Origin of the sequence: Thioclava sp. F36-6 (genome assembly GCF_002020305.1) — a bacterium.
Lineage (GTDB): Bacteria > Pseudomonadota > Alphaproteobacteria > Rhodobacterales > Rhodobacteraceae > Thioclava > Thioclava sediminum.
Window position 1 is genome coordinate 1049728 of record NZ_MPZX01000001.1, and the last position, 23298, is coordinate 1073025.

Annotated in this window: 19 protein-coding genes and 1 tRNA gene; 10 read left to right on the forward strand and 10 right to left on the reverse strand. The window is 64.5% G+C overall.

The annotated features are described in order from the left end of the window. Positions 1 to 146 precede the first annotated feature (146 nt). Positions 147 to 1154, reverse strand: coding sequence for a GTP 3',8-cyclase MoaA (moaA, locus tag BMI88_RS04800; protein WP_078546490.1), 1008 nt, complete (start codon positions 1152 to 1154; stop codon positions 147 to 149). Positions 1155 to 1289: 135 nt separating this feature from the next. Here moaA and BMI88_RS04805 point away from each other — a divergent pair, with 135 nt between their 5' ends. From BMI88_RS04805 to BMI88_RS04820, 4 genes are all read left to right on the forward strand, one after another. Continuing rightward, on the forward strand, positions 1290 to 1778 hold the full coding sequence (locus tag BMI88_RS04805; RefSeq protein ID WP_078546492.1) for a hypothetical protein: 489 nt from the start codon (positions 1290 to 1292) through the stop codon (positions 1776 to 1778). Positions 1779 to 1786: 8 nt separating this feature from the next. Continuing rightward, the gene (locus BMI88_RS04810; RefSeq protein WP_246831821.1) at positions 1787 to 2233 is read left to right on the forward strand and encodes an isoprenylcysteine carboxylmethyltransferase family protein; all 447 of its coding nucleotides are present in this window, start codon (positions 1787 to 1789) and stop codon (positions 2231 to 2233) included. Between the two features lie 287 nt (positions 2234 to 2520). After that, a complete protein-coding gene (locus tag BMI88_RS04815) occupies positions 2521 to 4095 on the forward strand; it encodes a Re/Si-specific NAD(P)(+) transhydrogenase subunit alpha (protein WP_078546494.1) in 1575 nt (524 codons plus the stop codon). A 15-nt stretch (positions 4096 to 4110) separates the two neighbouring features. Further along, a complete protein-coding gene (locus BMI88_RS04820) occupies positions 4111 to 5544 on the forward strand; it encodes an NAD(P)(+) transhydrogenase (Re/Si-specific) subunit beta (protein WP_078546496.1) in 1434 nt (477 codons plus the stop codon). Between the two features lie 247 nt (positions 5545 to 5791). Here the strand turns inward: BMI88_RS04820 and BMI88_RS04825 are convergent, their stop codons facing one another. Further along, positions 5792 to 6220, reverse strand: a complete 429-nt coding sequence (locus tag BMI88_RS04825) for a SufE family protein (RefSeq protein ID WP_078546498.1) — start codon at positions 6218 to 6220, stop codon at positions 5792 to 5794. Positions 6221 to 6358: 138 nt separating this feature from the next. Between BMI88_RS04825 and BMI88_RS04830 the strand changes: the two genes are divergently transcribed. Further along, positions 6359 to 6856 (forward strand): hypothetical protein, encoded by a 498-nt coding sequence (locus tag BMI88_RS04830; RefSeq protein ID WP_078519497.1) that lies wholly within the window; start codon positions 6359 to 6361, stop codon positions 6854 to 6856. Between the two features lie 232 nt (positions 6857 to 7088). Here BMI88_RS04830 and rnd read toward each other — a convergent pair whose 3' ends face one another. The 4 genes from rnd to purM all read right to left on the reverse strand — a co-directional run bounded on the left by rnd (position 7089) and on the right by purM (position 10837). Next, positions 7089 to 8252, reverse strand: a complete 1164-nt coding sequence (gene rnd / locus BMI88_RS04835; RefSeq protein ID WP_078546500.1) for a ribonuclease D — start codon at positions 8250 to 8252, stop codon at positions 7089 to 7091. Positions 8253 to 8373: 121 nt separating this feature from the next. Beyond that, a complete protein-coding gene (locus tag BMI88_RS04840) occupies positions 8374 to 9126 on the reverse strand; it encodes a heparan-alpha-glucosaminide N-acetyltransferase (RefSeq protein ID WP_078546502.1) in 753 nt (250 codons plus the stop codon). A gap of 80 nt (positions 9127 to 9206) precedes the next feature. After that, positions 9207 to 9794: a phosphoribosylglycinamide formyltransferase gene (gene purN, locus BMI88_RS04845; protein WP_078546504.1), complete on the reverse strand. Its 588-nt coding sequence runs from the start codon at positions 9792 to 9794 to the stop codon at positions 9207 to 9209. Next, complete coding sequence (gene purM, locus BMI88_RS04850; protein WP_078546506.1) at positions 9791 to 10837, reverse strand: phosphoribosylformylglycinamidine cyclo-ligase; 1047 nt, start codon at positions 10835 to 10837, stop codon at positions 9791 to 9793. The genes purN and purM overlap by 4 nt, the downstream gene beginning before the upstream one ends. A 135-nt stretch (positions 10838 to 10972) precedes the next feature. Here purM and BMI88_RS04855 point away from each other — a divergent pair. The 5 genes from BMI88_RS04855 (at position 10973) to ybaK (ending at position 16761) form a co-directional block, all read left to right on the forward strand. After that, positions 10973 to 11049, forward strand: a tRNA-Ile gene (locus BMI88_RS04855). 269 nt (positions 11050 to 11318) lie between these two features. Beyond that, entirely contained in the window at positions 11319 to 13640 is a 2322-nt protein-coding gene (locus BMI88_RS19915) for a Hint domain-containing protein (protein ID WP_143594960.1), read from the forward strand. 129 nt (positions 13641 to 13769) lie between these two features. Further along, positions 13770 to 15314, forward strand: a complete 1545-nt coding sequence (betC, locus tag BMI88_RS04865; RefSeq protein WP_078546508.1) for a choline-sulfatase — start codon at positions 13770 to 13772, stop codon at positions 15312 to 15314. Positions 15315 to 15445: 131 nt separating this feature from the next. Beyond that, positions 15446 to 16273: an aldo/keto reductase gene (locus BMI88_RS04870; RefSeq protein ID WP_078546510.1), complete on the forward strand. Its 828-nt coding sequence runs from the start codon at positions 15446 to 15448 to the stop codon at positions 16271 to 16273. 8 nt (positions 16274 to 16281) lie between these two features. Then, a complete protein-coding gene (gene ybaK, locus BMI88_RS04875) occupies positions 16282 to 16761 on the forward strand; it encodes a Cys-tRNA(Pro) deacylase (RefSeq protein ID WP_078546512.1) in 480 nt (159 codons plus the stop codon). Here ybaK and BMI88_RS04880 read toward each other — a convergent pair. The 4 genes from BMI88_RS04880 to BMI88_RS04895 form a co-directional block, all read right to left on the reverse strand. Next, the gene (locus BMI88_RS04880; protein ID WP_078546514.1) at positions 16755 to 18059 is read right to left on the reverse strand and encodes a DUF3422 domain-containing protein; all 1305 of its coding nucleotides are present in this window, start codon (positions 18057 to 18059) and stop codon (positions 16755 to 16757) included. The two genes, ybaK and BMI88_RS04880, sit on opposite strands and share 7 nt — an antisense overlap. A 199-nt stretch (positions 18060 to 18258) precedes the next feature. Then, the gene (locus BMI88_RS04885; protein WP_078546516.1) at positions 18259 to 20709 is read right to left on the reverse strand and encodes a UvrD-helicase domain-containing protein; all 2451 of its coding nucleotides are present in this window, start codon (positions 20707 to 20709) and stop codon (positions 18259 to 18261) included. Positions 20710 to 20854: 145 nt separating this feature from the next. Further along, positions 20855 to 21949: a GTP cyclohydrolase FolE2 gene (folE2, locus tag BMI88_RS04890; RefSeq protein ID WP_078546518.1), complete on the reverse strand. Its 1095-nt coding sequence runs from the start codon at positions 21947 to 21949 to the stop codon at positions 20855 to 20857. 97 nt (positions 21950 to 22046) lie between these two features. Then, positions 22047 to 23222, reverse strand: a complete 1176-nt coding sequence (locus BMI88_RS04895) for an aminotransferase class I/II-fold pyridoxal phosphate-dependent enzyme (RefSeq protein ID WP_078546520.1) — start codon at positions 23220 to 23222, stop codon at positions 22047 to 22049. Positions 23223 to 23298 lie beyond the last annotated feature (76 nt).

Consider the following 23298-nt stretch of genomic DNA (forward strand, 5'->3'; position numbering starts at 1 on the left):
GGCTCCCTTTCTTTGTCGGGAGCCTGCCAGACGGTCTGGCCCTGCGCATTGATTTGGGTCACGCCGGAGGGGAGCCACGCCACCAAATTCCCGTGAGTTGCCCGGGACCTGCGCCGCGCGCGTAGCCGACGCAGGTCCGGTGAGGCTCAGCCGCCGGTATGGCTCATGTGGCGCGACATCTGGCCCGAGACGGTCTGGCGTGAATAGTCGAAATCATGGCCTTTGGGCTTGCGCGAGATCGCCTCGCGGATCGCGGCTTCCAGCGCCGCGTCGTCCTCGTTGGCTCGCAGGGGCGCGCGCAGATCGGCGTTGTCCTCCTGGCCCAGGCACATGAACAGCTCGCCCGTGCAGGTCACCCGCACACGGTTGCAGTTCTCGCAGAAATTATGCGTGAGCGGCGTGATGAAGCCGATCTTCTGGCCGCTTTCCTCCAGCCGGACGTAGCGCGCGGGCCCACCGGTCGATTCCGCCAGATCGGTCAGGGTAAAGCGTTCGGCCATCGCCTTGCGCACATCCGAGAGCGGCCAGTATTGATCGAGCCGCAGATCGTCGCCCATCTCGCCCATCGGCATCACTTCGATAAAGGTCAGATCGAAGCCCTCCGCCGCGCACCAGTCGATCAGGGTGAACAGCTCGTCCTCGTTGAAGCCCTTCAGCGCGACGGTGTTGATCTTGACCTTGAGACCCGCGCGTTTCGCGGCCTCGAGACCTTTGAGCACCTGTTCGAGCCGCCCCCAGCGCGTGATCTTCGCGAATTTGTCGGCGTCGAGCGTGTCGAGCGAGACATTGATCCGCTTCATGCCCAGTGCCGCGAGATCATCGGCGAATTTCGCAAGCTGCGAGCCATTGGTGGTCAGCGTCAGCTCGCGCAGATCGCCGGTCTCCAGATGCCGCGAGATGGAGCGGAAGAAGGTCATGATATCACGCCGCACCAGCGGCTCGCCCCCGGTGATGCGCAGCTTCTTCACGCCGAGGCGGATGAAGGTCGAACAGAGCCGGTCCAATTCTTCAAGCGTCAGCAGTTCCTTTTTCGGCAGGAACTGCATGTGTTCGGCCATGCAATAGGTGCAGCGAAAATCGCAGCGGTCGGTGACCGAAACCCGCAAATAGTCGATAGGGCGGGCGAAGGGGTCGATGAGGGGCGTGTTATCCATGGTTCGGAAAGTAAGGCGCGGCGGGCGGGGCGGCAAGGGTCGTCGCGCGGATCACGTGCGGGCAGGGCGCAGAGCGGGGGGTGGCAGTCGCCTCGGACTGGGCATAGGCTCGACGAAATTTTAAGGAGATTTCGAATGCGCAAACCCCTCTCCCGCCCGATCTTGGCGCTCACGCTGATGATGCCGATGGCGGGCTGCGCCACGCTGGGACTCAACGGCCCAAACGCCTCGGGTCCGGCGACCACGGCAGCCCCCGACGCCGCCGCTCCGGTCGCGGCCCCGATCCCGAAACCGAGTGCGAAAACCGCCGACTCCCTTGATACCACCACCGCGGAGCAGCGCGCGGAGGCGGCGAAGAAACCCGTGGGCGGTGAGACCAAGCTTGGCACCACCATCGCGAGCCTTGGCGATCCGGCCGATCCGGGCTTCTGGGTGAAGACCGGGCTGGTCAAAAGCGAGACCGCCGGCCGGATCGAAGACCCGAAGACCGGCAAATCCGCGAAGGTCACGCTGATCCCGTCGGGCAAGGCGGCTGGCTCGGGCTCGGAAGTGTCGCTGCCCGCGCTGCGCCTGCTCGAGGTGCCACTGACCGATCTGCCTGAACTCACCGTCTACAAACTGTAAGCAGCGCGATGAACCCTCTGCGCGAGATCGACATTCCGCCGCTCTGGCTGGTGCTGTTCGCGGCGCTGGTCTGGGCGCTGGGGCAGGTCGTGCCGATGCCGTTTCGCTATGATCGAACGCTGGGGATGATCGCGATCGCGCTCGGGCTCGCGCTCATGCTGGCCGCGGTAGGGCAGATGCTGCTTCACCGCACCACCTTCATCCCGCGCCGTGACCCGTCTGACCTCGTGACCTCCGGCGTCTTCGCGCTGTCGCGCAACCCGATCTATCTCGGCGACGCGCTTGTGCTGGCGGGCCTGGCGCTGATCTGGCACGCGCCTTTGGGGCTTCTGCTGGTGCCGGTCTTCATGTGGTTCATCACGCAGCGCTACATTCTCGGCGAGGAGGCCCGGATCGCCGCGCATTTCGGCGACGCGTACACCGCCTACCGCGCCCGGACCCGCCGCTGGCTCTGATCGGGCCGCGGCAAAGTGCTGCGCCCGTCAAAAAAGCTGGTGGCGGTGCAATCGGGTCGCAGCGCAAAATGGACGACCTAACGCTCTGATATTAAACCATAAATCACCCAAAAGTTCGGTATTCAATGGTATACACGAACCGGTGAGGCGCGCCGTGACCGATTAACAAGGTTTTACGGCCCATCGGTGCTTGTGAAACATTATTGCGCGATGCTAAGGAGTACGACGCAAGATTCCGGGTGCGCAGGCCATCGGCTAAACGCACCGCTATCCAAGGGGGAGTTAGAGTGAAAATCGGAGCTCCAAAGGAGATTTTCGAGGGCGAGGCGCGGGTCGCCATGACGCCCGACTCGGCTTTGCAGCTGCAAAAGCTGGGCCATGAGTGCTTCATCGAGACCGGGGCAGGCGTCCGTGCCGGCTTCACAGACGAGGCTTACGAGGCCGCGAATGTGACCGTCATCAAGACCGCCGCCGCGCTGTTCAAAGAGGTGGATTTCGTCATCAAGGTGCGTCCGCCGAGCGATACAGAGGTCAAGCGCCTCAAGCCCGGCCAGACCCTGATCTCGTTCTTCTACCCGGCCCAGAACGAAGAGCTTCTGAAAGCCGCCGAGAAGACCGGTGCGAATGTGATCGCGATGGACATGGTCCCGCGGATTTCGCGCGCGCAGAAGATGGATGCGCTGTCGTCGATGGCCAATATCGCGGGCTACCGTGCGGTGCTCGAGGCAGGCAACAACTTTGGCCGCTTCTTCACCGGGCAGGTGACGGCGGCAGGTAAGGTTCCGCCGGCGAAAGTGCTCGTGGTGGGCGCAGGCGTCGCGGGTCTCGCCGCGATCGGCGCATCGACTTCGCTGGGTGCGATCACCTACGCCTTCGACGTGCGTCCCGAAGTGGCCGAACAGATCGAGTCGATGGGCGCCGAGTTCGTCTATCTCGACTTCGAGGAGGCCGCGAAAGACGGGGCCGAGACGGGTGGCTATGCTGCGCCGTCCTCGCCGGAGTTCCGTGAAGCCCAGCTTGCGAAATTCCGCGAACTGGCCCCCGATATCGACATCGTCATCACCACTGCGCTGATCCCGGGCCGCGACGCCCCGGTGCTGTGGACCAAGGACATGGTCGAGGCGATGAAGCCCGGGTCCGTGATCGTGGACCTCGCCGCCGAGCGCGGCGGCAACTGCGAACTGACCGTGCCGGACCAGAAGATCGTGAGCGACAATGGCGTGACCATCGTCGGCTATACCGATTTCCCGAGCCGCATGGCGACGCAGAGCTCCGCGCTCTACTCGACCAACATCCGTCACATGATGACGGACCTGACGCCCGAGAAGGACGGTGTCGTCGTTCATGACATGGAAGACGACGTGATCCGCGGCGCGACCGTGGCCTATCAGGGCGAGATCACCTTCCCGCCACCGAAACCCAAGGTGGCCGCGATCGCGGCGCAGAAGCCGAAGGAAAAGGCCAAGGAGCTGACGCCGGAAGAGAAGCGCGCCGCCGAGGTGGCTGAGTTCAAGAAGCAGACCCGCAATCAGGTGACGCTGCTCGCCGTGGGCGCGATCGTGCTTCTGGGCGTGGGCCTCGTGGCGCCGGCCAGCTTCATGCAGCACTTCATCGTCTTCGTGCTCAGCTGTTTCGTGGGCTTCCAGGTGATCTGGAACGTCTCGCACTCGCTGCACACGCCGCTGATGGCTGTGACCAACGCGATCTCGTCGATCATCATCCTCGGCGCGCTGTTGCAGATCGGATCGGGCTCGTGGCTCGTGATCCTGCTTGCTGCGCTGTCGGTGTTCATGGCCGGGATCAACATCTTCGGTGGCTTCATGGTCACCCGGCGCATGCTCGCCATGTTCCAGAAGTCGTAAGAGGGGGAGAGCGTAATGGAAAACGGATTCTCGACCGCCGCCTATGTTGTCGCGGCAGTTCTCTTCATCCTCTCGCTGGGCGGCCTTTCGGGGCAGGAAAGCGCGAAACGGGCCGTGTGGTATGGCATCGTCGGCATGGGCCTTGCGGTTCTGGCGACGCTGATCGGCCCCGGTTCGGGCCTCTGGCTTCTCTCGGTCATCCTGATCGCGGCCGGTGGCATCATCGGCTGGTTCGTCGCGAACCGGGTGCAGATGACGGAAATGCCGCAGCTTGTGGCCGCGATGCACTCGCTGGTCGGCCTCGCCGCCGTCTTCGTGGGCTACAACGCCTATATCGAGATGGCGCGCGTCGGCGCGATGGGCATGGAAGAACAGCACGCGCTGAAGGGCTTTGCCGCTCTGATCGCGCATAAGACGCCGGTCGAACTGTCGATCCTGCGCGTCGAGCTGTTCCTCGGCGTGTTCATCGGGGCCGTGACCTTCACCGGCTCGGTTGTCGCGTTCGGCAAGCTCGCGGGCAAGGTGACCTCGAAGGCCACCAAGCTGCCGGGCGGACATATGCTCAACGCCGCAGCCGCGATCCTTTCGGTGATCCTGCTGATCCTGTTCATCAACGGGGCAGGCGCTTGGGCGCTGATCGCGATGACGCTTCTGGCCTTCTTCATCGGCTATCACCTGATCATGGGTATCGGCGGCGCCGATATGCCGGTCGTGGTGTCGATGCTGAACTCCTATTCGGGCTGGGCCGCGGCGGCGATCGGCTTCTCGCTGGGCAACGATCTTCTGATCGTGGTCGGCGCGCTGGTCGGCTCCTCGGGTGCGATCCTGTCCTACATCATGTGCAAGGCGATGAACCGCTCGTTCATCAGCGTTATCCTCGGCGGCTTCGGCGGCACCTCCGGTCCCGCGATGGAAGTCGAGGGCGAGCAGATCGCGATCGACGCCGATGGCGTGGCCTCGGCTCTGCGCGACGCGGACAGCGTGATCATCGTGCCGGGCTACGGCATGGCGGTGGCGCAGGCTCAGCAAGCCGTGTCGGAACTGACCCGCAAGCTGCGCTCTCAGGGCAAGGAAGTCCGCTTCGCGATCCACCCGGTCGCGGGTCGTCTGCCGGGCCACATGAACGTGCTGCTGGCCGAGGCGAAAGTGCCTTACGACATCGTTCTGGAAATGGACGAGATCAACGAGGACTTCCCCGACACCGATGTGGTGATCGTCATCGGCTCGAACGACATCGTGAACCCCGCCGCACAGGAAGATCCGAACTCGCCGATCGCCGGCATGCCGGTTCTGGAAGTGTGGAGGGCCAAGCAGGTCTTCGTCTCGAAGCGCGGTCAGGGCACCGGCTACTCGGGCATCGAGAACCCGCTGTTCTACAAAGAGAACACCCGGATGTTCTATGGCGACGCCAAGGACTCGGTGAACCAACTGCTGCCGCTGATCGACTGATCGGCAGGGCAGGAAAATTGGAAACGGCCGGTCGATGGACCGGCCGTTTTCGTTTGGGATGACTGGCTCGGGGCGACCAGCCCCGGGCCGCGCCCGACCCTCCCCCCGGGAGGGCGCATTGGCGATGTCGGCGCGGGTATGGAGGTCGTGCGGGCTTGCGAGATAAACCGCCCAGCCACATTCGTTGCAATGCGCCCACCCGAGGCTCGGGCGCGTCCCTCTGTCGCTAAGTGGAAAATCTAGGGCCTTACGCCCCCGCAGCCTCACCGGCGAGCCTGCGAATCCGCTCCACCATCGCGCGCAACCCGTTCGAGCGCTGCGCCGAGAGGTGGTCGTTCAGGCCCAGACGGCCCAGCTCGGCGGGCGCGTCGACCTTCAGAACGTCCTCGGCCGTCAGGCCGGAGTAAAGCGCATGCAGGATCGCGATCAGGCCCTGAACGATCATCGCGTCGCTCTCGCCCTGAAAATCGAAGGTCGCCTGCGGGCCGGTCCCCTCGATCCGGGGCAGCAGCCAGACCTGGCTCGCACAGCCCTCCACCTTGGTCGCGGGCACCTTCACCGCATCGTCCAGGGGCGGCAATTCGCGGCCCAGCTCGATCACGTGACGGTAGCGGTCCTCCCAATCGTCGAGAAATTCGAAGGTCTCGGCAATCTCTTCAAAGGCTTCGCGCGCCATGGTTACTCGCTCCTACGGACAGGGAATTGCCTATTGGGTAACGGGTTCGCGCCCGAGGGTCCAGACGCGGCTTTTCAAAAGCGCTACAATGGGCTACCACAAATCCGGGTCCAGACCCGGGACAGTATCGGAGCCATCATGAACAAAGCCCTGATCGCGGCACTTGCCCTGACGCTCACCACCGCAGGCTGCGGCACAATCCGTGACAGCAAGCTCAACCCGTTCAACTGGTTCGGGCGCGACACGGCTGCACCGGTGGAAACACTCGCGCCGCGCGGCGGCTACCCCGTGAAGGTCGGGAAGCCGAACCAGCAGCAGGTGTCGCAGGTTTCCTCGCTTTCGGTCGAGAAGATCCCCTCGGGCGCGATCATCACCGCGATGGGCCTGCCGCCGACGCAAGGTTATTGGGATACCGATCTGGTCCCGCTGAATGGCGGTGCGCCGGATGAGAACGGCACGGTGACCTATGTCTTCATGGTTTCGCCGCCGCCCGCCGACAGCCCCGATGCGCGCCGGGTGATGACCCCGCAATCGCGCGAGGTCTCGGCGGCTGCGTTCCTGAGCACTTACAAGCTGCAGGGCGTGCGCAAAATCGTAGTGCAGGGCGTCTCCAACGCGCGGTCCGTCGCGCGTTGATCGTCACTTCAGTTGATTGAGATGAGGCTCGGGAGACCCCGAGCCTTTTTCTTGTCGCCTTGCCCGGATCAGCCGCGACAGCGGCCCGGGCAGCGCCCGACCGCCCCCTCGGGCGGGGGCTTGTGGGGTGTCAGCGCGCGCACTGAACGCGTCCGAAACTTTCAGGAATAAAGCGAAGACCACCAAAGAAGGGGGCGCCCACCCGGCGGTCAGGCGCAGCCCTCTGGTGTCCTTACACGTCGATCAGCTTCACCGCGCCGCTATCGGCGGTCAGCGCCACTTCGCCCTTGGCCAGACGCAGGGCGTCAGTGCCGAAGACCTCCGCGCGCCAGCCCTGTAGGGCGGCCACGTCGCGCTTGCCGGCGGCGATGCGATCCAGATCGGACGAAGTCGCGATCAGCTTCGCGGCGACGCCTGCCTGCTGCGATTTCGCTTTCAGCAGCACCCGCAGCAGATCGCCGAGCGCGGTGTCGACCTGCAATTGCTGGGCCTGATTGTCGGGGCGGGGCAGCTTCTCGTTGGGCATCTCCAGCCCTTCGCGCACCGCCGTCAGGATGCCCTCGGCGATCTCGCCCTTGCGGGCCTCGCGCAGCAGCAGTCGCGACTTGCCCAGCTCTTCGATCGAAGAGGGCTTGGTCGAGGCCAGCTCCAGCAGCGCGTCATCCTTGAAGATACGGCTCCGCGGGATGTTTCGGTTTTGGGCATAGCCCTCACGGAACTGCGCCAGCTCGCGCACGATGGCGAGGAAGCGGCCCGAATTGGTCCGCGTCTTCACGCGCTTCCACGCTTCTTCGGGGCGGTTGATATAGGTCTCGGGGTTCAGTAGAACCGCCTCTTCCTCTTCCACCCAGGCGTCGCGACCGGTTTTCTTCAGCTGTTCGTCGAGGAATTCGTAGATCACGCGCAGATGGGTCACATCGGCGATGGCATATTTCTTCTGCGCCTCGGTCAGCGGACGGCGCGACCAGTCGGTGAAGCGCGAGGATTTGTCGAGCGATTGCTTGGCGATCTTGCGCACCAGCGTCTCGTAGCCCACCTGCTCGCCGAAGCCGCAGACCATCGCGGCGATCTGCGTGTCGAACAGCGGATCGGGGAAGACCTGCGCGTCGGTGTAGAAAATCTCCAGATCCTGCCGCGCGGCGTGGAAGACCTTCACGGTCTCCTTGTGGCGGTAAAGATCGTAGAGCGGCTCGAGCGAGAGCGCGTCGGACAGCGGATCGACCAGAACGGCCTCGCCTTCGGTCTCGCCATGATTGGGGAGCGCCATCTGCACGAGGCACAGCTTGGACCAGTAGGTCCGCTCGCGCAGGAATTCGGTGTCGACGGTGACGTAGGGCTCTTGCTTGGCCTTTTCGCAGAAGGCCGCGAGGGCCTCGGTCGTGGTGATGGTCTGCATATCGCGCTTTCAATTCGGTGCGGGCTCATCCCGCGCAGGTGCAAATTCCCTAGACCTTCATGGGGCAAAAGGGAAGGGCGGCGCGTGTTACGGCCCGGTTTGCGTGGCAGAAGCGCCAGTTTCAGTGCTGCAGGAGGAACGCGGCCCAGGTCAGCCCATAGAGGATGGGCTGGTGGATCAGGTAGATCGGGAGGGTGTGGCGGCCCGCGAACAGCGCGACTTTCATCACACCGCGTGTCTGATCCGGCTGGTAGCGCGCGGCGCGTTTCCAATAGCCCAGACGGTCGAGCAGTTTCGCCGCGCCCATGCCGATCAGGAACGGTCCGATCCACGGGAAGACCGGCTCGAAATCCATCGAGGGGCGCCACTTCGTCGACAGCCCCAGCCACCACAGCCACGGGTGATTGAACAGCTCGAACGCATAGTTCAGGTGCACCCAGACCGCGATCACGCCAAGCGCGGCCAGCAGGATCCAAGGCAGGAACAGAAGTGCGGCGCCGATCAGCGAACTGACCGCGATGGAATGCAGGATGCCGTAATAGATGAAATAGTCCGGCATCATCACATAGGTCGCCGCACTCACCAGCGCCGCCGCGACCACCACCTTGCCGATCCGCTTCCAGAACGGGGCGGCACGGAAGCCATGGCGATGGGCGAGCACGAGGCTGGCGCCGGCCATGAAGATGAAGGTGCTGGCGACCACGCGGGCGAAATCGAGGAAGGCGGGGTGAAACACCGTGCCACGCGGCACAAAGCCGAAATTCTCGAGATCGTAGGTCAGGTGGAAGATCGCCATGCCGATCAGCGCCACGGCCCGGATCAGGTCGGGGGCGATCATGCGCCCGCGCGGGGCCGTATCCGGGGTCGTTTCCATGCGTCAGTCATGCGCGAAGCGACGGCCGCTCGCAAGCGGATGCGGCGCATTTCGGCGTGAGCGTGCTTACAAATGGGCGCTTACAGAAAGACCGGCGTGCGGTCGCCTTCGGCGAAGCGGCGCAGCACCGCCGGATAGAGGCGATGTTCCTGCACCAGCACCCGGGCCGCCAGATCGTCGGGCGTGTCGCCCGGTTCGATTGGCACGCGCGCCTGACCGAGGATCGGCCCGTCATCGAGCACCGGGGTCACCTCGTGCACCGTACAGCCCGCGACCGCATCGCCCGCCTCGATCGCGCGCTTATGGGTGTGCAGCCCAGGATATTTCGGCAAGAGCGAGGGGTGGATATTGAGCATCCGGCCCTCGAACTGCGCCACGAATTCCGGCGTCAGCACCCGCATGAAGCCTGCGAGGCAGAGGATATCGGGCTTTGCCGCGAGGATCGGCTTCAGCAGCTCGGCCTCGAACGCGGCGCGATCCTTGCCATAGGGGCGGTGGTCGATGGCGGCGGTCGGCACGCCCATCCGCGCGGCCTTCTCCAGCCCCGACGCCCGTGCGTCGTTCGATGCGACGAGCACCGGGCGGGCAGGGTGGTCCTCTGCCATGCTCTCGACCAGTCGGACCATGTTCGAGCCACCGCCCGAGATCAGGATCGCGACACGGATCACAGCAGCGCGCCCTCGTAGGCGATGCCCTCATTGGCGGTGACGGTGCCGATGCGGGTGACGCTCTCGCCTTCGCCTGCGAGCAGGGTGGCGATCTCGTCGGCCTTGTCCGCCGCGACGACGACGATCATGCCGATGCCGCAATTGAAGGTCTTGAGCAGTTCCGCTTCTTCCATCGAGGCGGTCTCGGCCAGCCAACGGAACACGCCGGGTAGTTCCCACGTGTCGAGGTCGATCGTCGCGCCCATGCCCTCGGGCAGAACGCGCGGCAGGTTCTCGGTCAGGCCGCCGCCGGTGATATGGGCCAGCGCATGAACGCCGCCTGCGCGCACTGCGGCCAGGCATTGCTTGACGTAAAGCCGGGTGGGGGCCAGCAGCGCCTCGCCAAGCGAGCCCTCATCGAAGGGGCAGTCCGCGTCCCAGCCAAGGCCGGACATCTCGACCACCTTGCGCACGAAGGAATAGCCGTTGGAATGCACGCCGTTCGAGCCGAGGCCCAGAAGCACGTCACCCTCGGCCACGCCTGCGGGCAGGTCGGTGCCCCGCTCCATCGCGCCGACCGCGAAGCCCGCGAGGTCGAAATCGCCCTTGGAATACATGCCCGGCATTTCCGCCGTCTCGCCGCCGATCAGCGCGCAGCCCGATTGCGCGCAGCCTTCCGCGATGCCCTCGATGATGCGCGCGGCCTGATCGAGCTCGAGCTTGCCGGTCGCGAAATAATCGAGGAAAAACAGCGGCTCCGCACCTTGGCAGACCAGATCGTTAACGCACATCGCCACGAGGTCGATGCCGATCGTGTCGACATTGCCAGTATCGATTGCTATGCGCAGCTTGGTGCCCACACCATCGGTCGCGCCGACGAGGATCGGATCGTTGTAGCCCGCCGCCTTCAGATCGAACAGCGCGCCGAAGCCGCCCAGACCCGACATCGTGCCCGAGCGCTGCGTGCGCTTGGCTGCGGGTTTGATCCGGTCCACCAAAGCATTGCCCGCGTCGATATCGACGCCCGCATCGGCATAGGTGAGGCCCTGTTTTTTCTCGGTCATCGCGGCGCACTCCGGCAAGTAAACTCTTGGCCGAAGCCCTAGCGTAACCGCACGCGCCCCGCAACGTCGAAGGGGAAGGCTGTGCGCGCTTTCTTGACGCGCGCGTGCGGCCTGACTAGAGGAATACGCAATGGTGGGCCTGTAGCTCAATTGGTTAGAGCAGGGCGCTCATAACGCCTTGGTTGCGGGTTCAAGTCCTGCCGGGCCTACCAGTTTTCCGCCGAAATTTCCGCGGCTTCGTGGCCGTGTTGCCACGACTCTCCCTATGCGTGTCGCCTCGCCCGGAAAGCCCCCATTTCGCCCAATTTGCGCCGTGAGACGATCACGAACCCGCGCCAAATGAGGGCCTTGTTAGAGTATCAGTAACTATAAAAATCGAGCAGCCACGTCATAGGCCCCGATATTTTTGCACAGTCTTCGAAAGTCGGAGACCGGTCCCTCGCGGGCCTGTCCGGCAGAAACAAGGTAAAGCAGCGGCGACATGGCCACGACGTTCAACTGGATATATCTCGGCGTCGCCGAGGACGCGAACGGCAATATCTACTACTTGGATTCCCAAGAGGGAAATTCGAGCATGGAGAATTACAACCTTCTCCAGAACGCCTCCGCCGGGTCCTCCACCGATCCGCTGTTCAGCCACATCACCGAAGCAACGCTGATCGACAATGGCGGCTCGAGTGGCGTTCTCGACACCAATAACAACACGTCCAACGACACGATCCGGACCGATATCGGTGACGGTCAGGGCGTTCGCGATTTCACCTATGACGGTCTGGTGGTCTACAACACGACGATCACCTACACCGACGGCACCACGGCGAATGTGCAATCGGTCCTCGTGCAGACCACGACGGGCGAAGTGTTCCTCGCGCCGGAACTGTCGAATAATGCAACCACGGCGGCCTATGAGGCCAAACCGATCCAGTCGATGATCATCGGCTCAGCGGTGAGCTATCAAAACACCAATCTCGCGCAGGATCGCTACGTCACCGGCTTCGACGACGGCTACGTCGACGGCACCGATAGCGCGGACCGGATCGACGTGAACTACGTCGAGCCGATCGCGAATGGCTCCGACCGCGTGGACAATAACGATGCGGGGCTCGCGGGCAGCAGCGGCAATGACGACTACATCCGCGCCTATGGCGGCAACGATACCGTGCTGGCCGGGCTCGGCAACGACACGGTCGATGGCGGCACGGGCGACGATTCGATCGATGGCGGGTCGGGCAATGACTCGCTGATCGGCGGCACTGGCAATGACACGCTCCTCGGTGGCAGCGGAAACGACACGCTCACCGGCAACGACGGCAACGATTCCCTCGATGGCGGCGCGGATAATGACTGGCTCGACGGTGGCATCGGTAACGACACGCTGATCGGCGGTCTCGGGAATGACCGGCTGATCGGCGGCGCGGGCAACGACTCGCTCGACGGCGGGGCGGGGACCGATACGCTCGACGGCGGCACGGGCAACGACACGCTGCATGGCGGCGCGGGCGGCGATATCCTGTCGGGCGGAACCGGCATGGACTATGTCGACTATTCCGATTCCGCGAGCGCGGTGAACATCAACCTCGGCGCGGGAACGGCCACGGGCGGCGATGCGACGGGCGATACGCTCAGCGGCGTCGACGGGATTTACGGCTCGGCAGGCAACGACACGCTGATCGGCTTCGACGGCGCCTCCTCGGACCCGACGGATGGCTACACCAACGTCTTCTACGGCAATGGCGGCGACGACTATATCGACGGCGCGGGCGCGGATGACATCCTCTACGGCGGCACCGGCAACGACACCGTGCTGGGCGGATCGGGAAACGACTCGCTTTACGGCGACGAAGGCAATGACAGCCTCGTTGGCGGCACCGGCGATGATACGCTCTTCGGTGGCGACGGGAACGACGTCCTGCAGGGCGGGGCCGGGAGCGACCAACTCGACGGCGGCGCGGGCAATGATACGCTCTCGGGCGGCGGCGGCGACACTCTCGTCGGCGGCGCGGATGCCGACAGGTTCATCGACCTCGTCCCCGGCGACACGATCGACGGCTCGGAGACGGGCGACGATTTCGACATCATCGACCTCAGCGACTGGGGCTGGGACAATGTCGCCGTGCATCGTGACGCGGCGAACCCGGAAAACGGCACGATCGATTTCTATGACGGCAATGGCGCGGTCGTCGGCACGGTCAACTTCTCGAATATCGAAAAGGTCATCCCCTGCTTCACGCCGGGCACCTTGATCGCGACGCATAGCGGCGCCCGCGCGGTCGAAAGCCTGCAGGTCGGCGATCGCATTCTGACTCGCGACAGCGGCTTTCAGGTCATCCGCTGGATTGGCACCCGTGCGCTCAGCGCGGCGGAACTGCTGGCGAAGCCGGAATTCCGCTCCATCAAGATCGCACCGGGCGCGCTGGGCGCGAACCAGCCCGAGCGCGAGATGCGCGTCTCGCCGCAGCACCGCATCCTGCTGACCGGGCCGCGCGCGCAACTGATCGCGGGCGAACCGGAGGTGCTGGCTGCCGCGCGCCATCTTGTCGGGTTGCCGGGGATCGAGATCGACGAGGAGGCCGAGGCGGTCACCTATATCCACGTGATGTTCGACAATCACGAGATCGTTTTCTCCGACGGGCTCTGGACCGAGAGCTTCCAGCCGGGGCAGGCGACGATGAACGATATGGATCAGGCGCAGCGGGCCGAATTGCTCGCGCTGTTCCCTGAACTGGACGGCGAAGTCGAAAGCTACCTCGCCGCGCGCCCCAGCCTGAAACGCCATGAGGCCCGCATCATCGCAGCGGCCTGACGCGGCGCGCAGCTAGTGAGGCACGGAAGCAGGCAGCAGGGCTTCGCGACCTGCTTGCCCTTGCGTTCCCCCGCTCCGGATCGCTACAGGGGTTATTGACCCGTGGATCAATAAAAGGAGCGCGCTGCAATGCCTGACCTCGAAACCGCCGCCAAGGACGACAGCAAGCCGCGCCCGAATATCCTGATCCTGATGGTCGACCAGCTCAACGGGACGCTCTTTCCCGACGGCCCGGCGGAGTGGCTGCACACGCCCAACCTGCGCAAGCTGGCCGAACGCTCGGTGCGGTTCGAGAACGCCTATACCGGCTCGCCCTTATGCGCGCCGGGACGGGCGGCCTTCATGTCGGGCCAGCTTCCCTCGACGACGGGCGTCTATGACAACGCGGCCGAGTTCCGCTCCGACATTCCCACCTATGCCCACCACCTGCGCCGCGCGGGCTACCAGACTTGCCTCTCGGGCAAGATGCATTTCGTGGGCCCCGATCAGTTGCACGGGTTCGAAGAGCGACTGACCACCGATATCTACCCCGCCGATTTCGGCTGGACCCCGGATTACCGCAAGCCCGGCGAGCGGATCGACTGGTGGTATCACAATATGGGCTCGGTGACCGGGGCAGGGGTGGCCGAGATTTCCAACCAGATGGAATATGACGACAATGTCGCCCATGAGGCGAAGATGAAGCTCTACGATCTGGCGCGCGGCAACGATGCGCGCCCGTGGATGCTGACCGTCAGCTTCACCCATCCGCACGACCCTTACGTCGCGCGCAAGAAATACTGGGATCTCTACGAGGATTGCGAACATCTCGAACCCGAGGTCGGCACCATTCCCTACGAGGAGCAGGACAACCACTCGAAGCGGATTTTCGACGCCAATGACTGGCGCGAGTTCAATATCACGACCGAGGATATCCGCCGCTCGCGCCGCGCCTATTTCGCGAACCTGTCCTATCTCGACGACAAGATCGGCGAGCTGCTGCAGGTGCTCGAAGACACCCGGCAAGAGGCCACGATCCTTTTCGTTTCCGATCACGGCGACATGCTGGGCGCGCGGGGGCTGTGGTTCAAGATGAGCTTCTATGAGGGCTCGTCCCGCGTGCCGCTGATGATCTCGGCGCCGGGGCTGGAGCCGGGGCTGGTCTCCGACCCGGTCTCGACGATCGACGTCACCCCGACGCTGTGCGATCTGGCGGGTATCTCGCTGGACGAGATCGCGCCATGGCTCGACGGGCATTCGCTGCTGCCGCAAGCCAAGCGCGAGCCCCGTAAAGAGGCGGTGGCGATGGAATATGCCGCCGAGGCGTCTTACGCGCCGCTCGTGAGCCTGCGCAAAGGGCGCTACAAGCTGAACCTGTGCAATCTCGATCCCGATCAGCTCTTCGACGTTGAGGCGGACCCGCATGAGTTGACCAACCTCGCAGGCGATCCCGCCCATGCCGAGGCCTATGCCGCGCTGAAGGCCGAAGCCGCCGCGCGCTGGGATCTGGATCGTTTCGACGCGGAGGTCCGGGCCAGTCAGGCGCGCCGCTGGGTCGTCTACGAGGCGCTCAGCCAGGGCGGCCAGTATCCGTGGGATTACCAGCCGCTCAAGAAAGCTTCCGAGGCCTATATGCGCAATCACATGGACCTTAACGTGCTGGAAGAAAACAAACGTTTCCCGCGCGGGGAGTAAGGGCGCACGGCCCGGGGCGTGCCAGCCCCGGGCCAATCCCTGGCGCCTTTCACTACCCCGTGAGCGCCTTTCCGGAACGCCGCGCCGCCCTAAGCTGTTGTCCAACCCAACAGGCAGACAGGAGATCGACCATGAGCGTTCCGACCCTCACCCTCAATGACGGCATCAAAATCCCGCAGCTGGGCCTCGGCGTCTGGAAAATGGACGATGCCGATGCGCCCGCCATCATCCAAAACGCCCTCGATGCAGGTTATCGCCATATCGACACCGCCGCCGCTTACGGCAACGAGGCGGGCGTGGGCCGCGGCATCGCGCAAAGCGGCGTGGCGCGCGAAGACATCTTCGTGACCTCGAAGCTCTGGAACGACCGGCAGGGCTATGACGAGACCAAGCGCGCCTTCGACGAGACGATGGGCAAGCTAGGCTTCGATTATCTCGACCTCTACCTGATCCACTGGCCGATGCCCGCCAAAGACAAATATGTCGAGACGTGGAAAGCGCTGATCGAGCTGCGCGACGCAGGCCGCATCCGCGCGATCGGCGTGTCGAACTTCCTGCCCGACCATCTCGAGCGGCTGATCGAGGAGACCGGCGAGGCGCCCGCGATCAACCAGATCGAGCTGCATCCGCGCTTCCAACAGGCCGACCAGCGCGCTGCGCATGAAAAGCTCGGCATCACCACCGAATGCTGGTCGCCGCTGGGGCAGGGCGAGGCGCTCGCGAACCCGATCCTGACCGAAATCGCGGCGCGCTACGGCAAATCGGCGGCGCAGGTCACGCTGCGCTGGCAGATCCAGCTGGGCTGCGTGACGATCCCGAAATCCGCTAATCACGAGCGGATGCGCGAGAATATCGACGTGTTCGATTTCGAGTTGACCGAGGATGAGATGGCGCAGATCAAGGATATCGACAGCGCGGAAGGCCGGATCGGGCCGGACCCCGCCACCGCCGATTTCTGAGAGGGCCAATGGGCCATGCCACCCCGGCGACGCAGGCGCTGACCCGCGCCAAGCTCGCCTTCGAACTGCACGAATATGCCTATGAGGCCGGTCAGGAGAAGATCGGCCTCCATGCTGCTGAGGCGCTCGGAGTGGAGCCTTCGCGGGTTCTCAAGACCCTGATGGTCGAGGTGGATGGCAAGCCTGCCTGCGCGGTGATCCCGTCTGACGCGACACTGTCGATGAAGAAGGTGGCTGCGGCCTTCGGAGGCAAATCCGCGAAGATGATGGAGCCCGCCAAGGCCGAGAAGCTGACCGGGTTTCGCACCGGCGGTATTAGCCCCTTCGGGCAGAAACGCGCAAGCCCGGTGGCGTTCGAGCAGAGTGCGCTTGGCTACGAGACGATCATCCTGAACGGCGGCAAGCGCGGGCTGATGATCGAACTTTGCCCCGCCGCGGCCCTATCGGCAGCGCAGGCCGAGGCAAAACCTCTCATCGCCGATCAGTGACCGCCCATGCCCTTGCGGATGCGCCGGATCATCAGCCAGACCGCGAGGATCACGATCGGCGTCAGCCCCGCCATCATCAGCTCCTTGCTCAGCCCGATCTTCTTCGAGAGCGGATAGGCGAGATAGCCCGCGACCGAGATCGCATAATAGCTGATCGCGACCACCGACAGCCCCTCGACCGTGTGCTGCAGGCGCAGCTGCAGGTCCGAGCGGCGATCCATGCTTTCCAGCACTTTCTGGTTCTGCGCCGAGCGTTCCACATCGACCCGCGTCCGTAGCAGCTCGCCCGCGCGCGCCGCCCGCGTCACCATCTGCTGCAGCCGCGTTTCGGCCGATTTGACAGTGCGTACCGCAGGATCGTAGCGCCGCGCCATGAATTCGCTGAGCTTCTGTCGCCCCTCGAAGCGGCTTTCGCGAAGGGCTTCCACCCGCTCGCGCACGATCGCCTCATAGGCACCGGTCGCAGAGAAGCGGAAGGAATGCTGCACAGCGAGGCTCTCCAGCTCGGCCGAGATTTCCAGCAGGTCGTGCAGCGTCTCTTCGGCGGAATTGGCGTCATTGCCCATCCCGTCCACGATCTCTGTCAGGCGCGGGTCGAGCGCATTGAGCCGCTTCGACAGATCGCGCGCTCGCGCAAGCCCCAGCATCGACATCGCGCGATAGGTTTCCAGCTCGCAAAGCCGCTGCACCGTGCGCCCAATCCGCCCCGGCCCGGTGCCGGGCCGCGCGAAGACGGCAAAGCGCATCTGCCCGTTCGGGTCGATCCGGAAATCGCCCGCGACCACCGCCGCCCCGTCGAGCACCCAGGTGCAGACGAGGCTTTCGGTGACGAACCATTGCTCCAGCAGGGGCGAAATGTCGTCGGGGTTCTCGGGCAGCTCCTCGATGCGGATCTGCACCGCAGCGATCCGCCCGCCGGGCGCCGCATCGATCCAGCTATCGGGGTAGATCTCGGTCTCCGCCGGGTCGAAGGCGCGCGACGACACGCCCTTGCCGAAAGCGAGATAGGTGGTGAATTCGGTATGGCTCTCCCATTTCACCTCGTGGCGCCCGATCTTGCCGCCGTAATGGGTGATCCCCGCCTGTGGCTGCGCCGCCCCGTTGCGCGTCAGAAGATCGACGAGGTGATCGTGATCCTTTCTGCGGTCGCGATTGGCAGCGTCGCGCGGCTCCTTGAAGGCGACATAGACCGCATGTCCCGGCACGCCCAGTTTCGGATAGGGGCGGGCGTGCAATTCGTTCACGAGCGCATAGCGCTGGGGATGGTCGGGCAGGTGGGGCTTTGGATCGGCGGTCATCTCTCAAGTCTCGCTCACGCGGGTGTTACCCTCTAGCTGCGGCGAAATTCCCCGCTGATCAAGCGTTTGACGGCATGCATCGGAATACCGGGCAAATCTGCCACAGAGCCGCGCGGATCGCGACGGGGCAGGGGGCTCTGCCCCCTCGGCCTGACGGCCTCACCCCCGGGATATTTGCGCCAAGGCGAAGGGAGGAGGGTTAAAACGGCACGTCGTCGGCATCGGCGGCGGGCACGACGAAGCTCGACAGCAGACGTTTCTCGCCCGCCTTGTCGAACTCGACCACCAGCTTGTCGCCCTCCGAGCCCATGACCTCGCCATAGCCGAACTTCTTGTGGAAGACCCGGTCGCCGATCTCGTAATCGCTCTCGCCCTTGGCGTCGATCACCATATGGCGCGCCTCGCGGGGCTGGCTGGTCCCGCGCGATTGCGCGTTTTGCAGCCGTCGCCAGCCCGGTGAATTGTAGACATCGGCACGCGAGACGCGGTCTTCCATCGCGCTGGACCCGCCGAAGCCGCCCCCGTTCATGCCACCACCGTAGAGCCCCGGAGGCGTCAGCACGTCGATATGGGCGGGCGGCAATTCGTCGATGAAGCGCGAGGGCATCTGGCTTTGCCACTGGCCATAGACGCGCCGGTTGCCTGCGAAAGAGATCGTGCACAGCTCCTCGGCGCGGGTGATGCCGACATAGGCCAGACGCCGCTCTTCCTCGAGCCCCTTCAGACCGCTCTCATCCATCGAGCGCTGCGACGGGAACAACCCGTCCTCCCAGCCCGGCAGGAAGACCACGGGGAATTCCAAGCCCTTGGCCGCGTGCAGCGTCATGATCGAGACCTTTTCCTCGGTCTCGGCCTTGTCGTTGTCCATGATCAGCGCGACGTGTTCGAGAAAGCCCTGCAGATTGTCGAACTGCTCCAGCGCCTTGACGAGTTCCTTGAGGTTCTCGAGCCGCCCGGGCGCTTCCGGCGTCTTGTCGTTCTGCCACATCTCGACATAGCCGGATTCCTCGAGGATCCGTTCCGCCAGACGCACATGGCTGAGGTCATTCGCGGGCGCCACACCATCCTCGGCGGGCTCGATCAGCAGATCGTCATCTTCGGCCCGTGTCACGGCGGTCGCGGGCGAGGCCTGCACGACCTCCTCATGCCAGCGCGCGACGTTCTCGACGAACAGCCGCAGCTGCCCACCCGCTTTGCCCGACAGCGCGCCTTCGGCCACCAAGAGCCGCGCGCCGTCCAGAAGGCTCAGCCCGTTCTCGCGCGCGGCGACCTGAATGCGCTGCTGCGCCTTGTCGCCAAGGCCGCGCTTGGGCGTGTTGATGATCCGCTCGAACGCCAGATCGTCATCGGGCGAGGTCACGAGGCGGAAATAGGCCATCGCGTCGCGGATCTCGAGCCGCTCGTAGAAGCGCGGGCCGCCGATGACGCGATAGGGCAGACCGATGGTCAGGAACCGATCCTCGAAGGCGCGCATCTGATGCGAGGCGCGCACGAGAATGGCTTGCGAATTCAGGCTGACGGGAGGATTGCCGCGGGTCCCGCGCTGGATCGCCTCGACCTCTTCGCCGATCCAGCGGGCCTCTTCCTCGCCGTCCCAATGGCCGATCAGGCGCACCTTTTCGCCGCCCTCGGCCTCGGTCCAGAGCTCTTTGCCCAGACGCCCTTCATTGGCCGTGATAAGCCCGGAGGCGGCAGAGAGGATATGCGCGGTCGAGCGATAATTCTGCTCCAGCCGGATCACCGCCGCGCCGGGGAAATCCTTCTCGAATTTCAGGATGTTGCCGACCTCGGCACCGCGCCATCCATAGATCGACTGGTCGTCATCGCCGACACAGCAGATGTTCTTGTGGCCCTGCGCCAGAAGCCGCAGCCACAGATATTGCGCGACGTTGGTATCCTGATACTCGTCGACGAGGATGTATTTGAACCAGCGCTGATATTGCGCAAGCACATCCCCGTGGGTCTGGAAGATCGTGACCATGTGCAGCAGCAGATCGCCGAAATCGACCGCGTTGAGCGTCTTCAGCCGCGCCTGATAGGCGGCGTAGAGCTCGGAGCCGCGATTGTCGAACGCAGCGGTTTCACGACCCGAGACCTTCTCGGGCGTCAGCGCCTTGTTCTTCCAGCCGTCGATGAGGCCCGCCAGTTGCCGCGCGGGCCAGCGCTTCTCGTCCATATTCGCGGCCACGATCAGCTGTTTGAGCAGCCGGATCTGGTCGTCGGTGTCGAGAATGGTGAAATTCGATTTCAGCCCCACCAGCTCGGCATGACGGCGCAGGAGCTTCACGCAGACCGAGTGGAAGGTGCCGAGCCACGGCATCCCCTCGATCGCACCGCCCAAGTGGCGCCCCACGCGCTCTTTCATCTCGCGCGCGGCCTTGTTGGTGAAGGTCACCGCCAGCACCTCGTTCGGGCGCGCGCGGCCGGTGTGGATCAGATGCGCGATCCGTGCGGTCAGCGCCGAGGTCTTGCCCGTGCCCGCGCCTGCCAGCATCAAGACCGGCCCGTCGAGCGTCTCGACCGCCTGGCGCTGCTGGGGGTTCAGTTTTTCGAGATACGGCGCGCTCCGCGCTTGCATGGCGCCTGCCATGGCACGTTGCGACAGGCTCGCAGCCCCTTCATACGGATCGTCGTCATCAGCCCAATTCATGGGAGGCAATCTAGCGGTTCGGCCCTCAGAGGGAAAGGGGCATGTTCAGCATCTGTTCGCCTGACGTGAGCTTCCGCACCCGTCTTCGCTCTTGTGAAAATATCCCGGGGGGGCCGCAGGGCGGGGGCAGAGCCCCCACCCGCGCTCAGCCCTGATGGATCAGCGTGGCGAACAGCTTAGGATCGACGCTGGCCGATGCGAAGGTCTCGCCCTCGGTCAACATGGCCACGGCGTCATGGCTGTGCAGGCTTTCCTGATGGCTGGCCACGATGCGGAAATCACCGACGCGCGGTTCCGCCAGAAGACGCTCGGCGAAGGCACGCACGGCATCCTCGACAAAGATCGGGTTGGCGGCGTTCAGTTCGGCGAAGGCCTGTTCGTCCTCGCGCTTGACCATGACCTGCGTCTCGGTCGGCACGGCGGCGCGGGCGAGATCGATCATATCCTCGAACCACAGCACCTCGCCCGGTTCGACCACGGCCGAGATCCGCGCGACGGAGCGCTGCGAATGGGGCGTCGCCAGTTGCCCGCGGCTGGCGCGGGCATGCTCGGACAGCTCCAGCGAGCACGGGCAAGTCGAGGAATAGACGTAATCGAGATGGATCACCTTGGTGCGCACACCGGCCGTCTCTATCAGCTCCAGCGCGATATCGTAATATTGCCAGCCCTCCAGCCCGGAGCGCAGCGAGGGCCGCTTCACCGGGAAAGAGACCCGCATCATCAGACGGGCGTCGAAGCTCTCGAGATCATCCATGTAATCGTCGAGCGCGGCTTCCATCACCTCGAAGGAGAAGGTCTTCTCCGCGTGGACGTAGAAGCTGCGCATCACGCGCGACATGTTGATGCCCTTCTTCTCCGCTTCGAGGCTGACCGTCCCGGTGACCGACGCCTCCAGCGTCAGATCGCCATTGTCGCGGGTATGGAACCGCACCGGCAGGCGGAAATTCGAGATGCCGACATGTTCGATCCGGGTATGGGCGCCCACGATCAGCGAGGACGGCCCGTTCTGCAGGTCGGGCATCGTCGCCTTGTAGGTCTCGTCCGCCTCGAAATCCGCGTCATAGTCGCGGCTCAGATCGGGATAGTTCGAGACCTCGTGCCCCGGCAGCAGCCGCGCGATCGCCGGATCGAGCTGTGCGACCTCGACCGGATCGGCCTTTGCCGCCCATGCGCGCAGCACGTCGAGCGCGGCGCGCGCGTCGTCATTGTCGGGGGTCTCGATCCTGCCTTGCACGTTCATATCCTGTCCTCCGGAGCGCCCGGTCCCGCCAGATATGGGGTTTTTGAGGGCGATGTCCAAGACAATACGCCGGTTCGCGGCAATCGGTTCACCCCGTTCAGGCCGCGTCGAGCGCCCCCTTGATGTCGGCGATCAGGTCGCCCCCGTCCTCGATCCCCATCGAAATGCGGATCAGACCGGGGGTAATCGCGATCGCCTCCCGCTCCTCTTCCGACAGATTCTTGTGGGTCGTCGTCGCCGGATGGGTCGCGATGGATTTCGCATCGCCGAGGTTATTCGAGATCGACACGATCTGCAGCGCGTTGAGGAAGCGGAACGCAGCTTCCTTGCCGCCCTTCAGGTCGAGCGCGAGCATCGTGCCGCCCGAGCCCATCTGCTCCATCGCCAGCGCATGTTGGGGATGATCCATCAGGCCGGGATAGACGGTGCGGGCGAGTTTCTCATGACCTGCCACGGCGCTGGCCACGGCAGCCGCGTTGGCCGCCTGCGCGCGCACCCGCAGATCGAGCGTCTGTAACCCGCTCAGCAGAACCCAGGCATGGAACGGGCTCATCGCGCCGCCGGTGTGCTTCACGTAAGTTTCCAGCGGACCGCGGATATACTCTTTCGAACCCAGCACGACACCGCCGAGCACGCGCCCGCCGCCATCGATATGCTTGGTCGCGGAATAGACGATCACATCTGCGCCAAGTTCTACCGCACGCGAGAAGATCGGCGAGGCGAAGACGTTGTCGACTACCACCGTCGCGCCGCCCTCATGAGCGATTTTCACGATGCCCGCGACATCCATCACCTCGAGGCCGGGGTTCGAGACGCTCTCGAAGAAGCAGACCTTCGTCTCGGGACGCATCGCGGCGCGCCACGCGTCGAGATCGGTGCCGTCGACCAGCGTCACGTCGACGCCGAAACCCTGCAGAACTTTCAGCACATGCAGGCAGGAGCCGAACATCTGGCGCGCGGCCACGATGTGATCGCCCGCCTTCACGAGGCAGGTCAGCGCGCCATTGATCGCGGCCATGCCGGAGGCGCAGGCGAAAGCGTCTTCGGTGCCTTCGATGGAGGCCATCCGGTCTTCGAACATGCGCGTGGTGGGGTTGCCATAGCGCGCATAGATGAACTCATCATCGGAGGCGTTCAGGAACCGCGCCTCGGCGGCTTCGGCCGAGGGGTAGGCAAAGCCCTGCGTCAGGAACATCGCCTCGGCCAGTTCGCCATATTGGCTGCGGCGAATGCCGTCATGGACGAGTTTGGTGCGGGTCTTGCGCTCGGTCATCGGTGTCTCCTGCGGCGGTCTGTCGCGGCTTGGGGCTGCGATAGCGCGCAGGCGGCGCTGGGTCAACGCATAGCGG

What these genes read in the sequence shown, in the direction of transcription:
- purM (WP_078546506.1), bottom strand. Translation starts at nt 10,837, where the DNA reads ATGACCGAGAAAAAACAGGGCCTCACCTATGCCGATGCGGGCGTCGAT.
- betC (WP_078546508.1), top strand. Translation starts at nt 13,770, where the DNA reads ATGCCTGACCTCGAAACCGCCGCCAAGGACGACAGCAAGCCGCGCCCG.
- BMI88_RS04885 (WP_078546516.1), bottom strand. Translation starts at nt 20,709, where the DNA reads ATGAATTGGGCTGATGACGACGATCCGTATGAAGGGGCTGCGAGCCTG.
- BMI88_RS04810 (WP_246831821.1), top strand. Translation starts at nt 1,787, where the DNA reads ATGAACCCTCTGCGCGAGATCGACATTCCGCCGCTCTGGCTGGTGCTG.
- BMI88_RS19915 (WP_143594960.1), top strand. Translation starts at nt 11,319, where the DNA reads ATGGCCACGACGTTCAACTGGATATATCTCGGCGTCGCCGAGGACGCG.
- folE2 (WP_078546518.1), bottom strand. Translation starts at nt 21,949, where the DNA reads ATGAACGTGCAAGGCAGGATCGAGACCCCCGACAATGACGACGCGCGC.
- BMI88_RS04805 (WP_078546492.1), top strand. Translation starts at nt 1,290, where the DNA reads ATGCGCAAACCCCTCTCCCGCCCGATCTTGGCGCTCACGCTGATGATG.
- moaA (WP_078546490.1), bottom strand. Translation starts at nt 1,154, where the DNA reads ATGGATAACACGCCCCTCATCGACCCCTTCGCCCGCCCTATCGACTAT.
- BMI88_RS04880 (WP_078546514.1), bottom strand. Translation starts at nt 18,059, where the DNA reads ATGACCGCCGATCCAAAGCCCCACCTGCCCGACCATCCCCAGCGCTAT.
- BMI88_RS04825 (WP_078546498.1), bottom strand. Translation starts at nt 6,220, where the DNA reads ATGGCGCGCGAAGCCTTTGAAGAGATTGCCGAGACCTTCGAATTTCTC.
- ybaK (WP_078546512.1), top strand. Translation starts at nt 16,282, where the DNA reads ATGGGCCATGCCACCCCGGCGACGCAGGCGCTGACCCGCGCCAAGCTC.
- BMI88_RS04895 (WP_078546520.1), bottom strand. Translation starts at nt 23,222, where the DNA reads ATGACCGAGCGCAAGACCCGCACCAAACTCGTCCATGACGGCATTCGC.
- rnd (WP_078546500.1), bottom strand. Translation starts at nt 8,252, where the DNA reads ATGCAGACCATCACCACGACCGAGGCCCTCGCGGCCTTCTGCGAAAAG.
- BMI88_RS04840 (WP_078546502.1), bottom strand. Translation starts at nt 9,126, where the DNA reads ATGGAAACGACCCCGGATACGGCCCCGCGCGGGCGCATGATCGCCCCC.
- BMI88_RS04820 (WP_078546496.1), top strand. Translation starts at nt 4,111, where the DNA reads ATGGAAAACGGATTCTCGACCGCCGCCTATGTTGTCGCGGCAGTTCTC.
- BMI88_RS04830 (WP_078519497.1), top strand. Translation starts at nt 6,359, where the DNA reads ATGAACAAAGCCCTGATCGCGGCACTTGCCCTGACGCTCACCACCGCA.
- BMI88_RS04870 (WP_078546510.1), top strand. Translation starts at nt 15,446, where the DNA reads ATGAGCGTTCCGACCCTCACCCTCAATGACGGCATCAAAATCCCGCAG.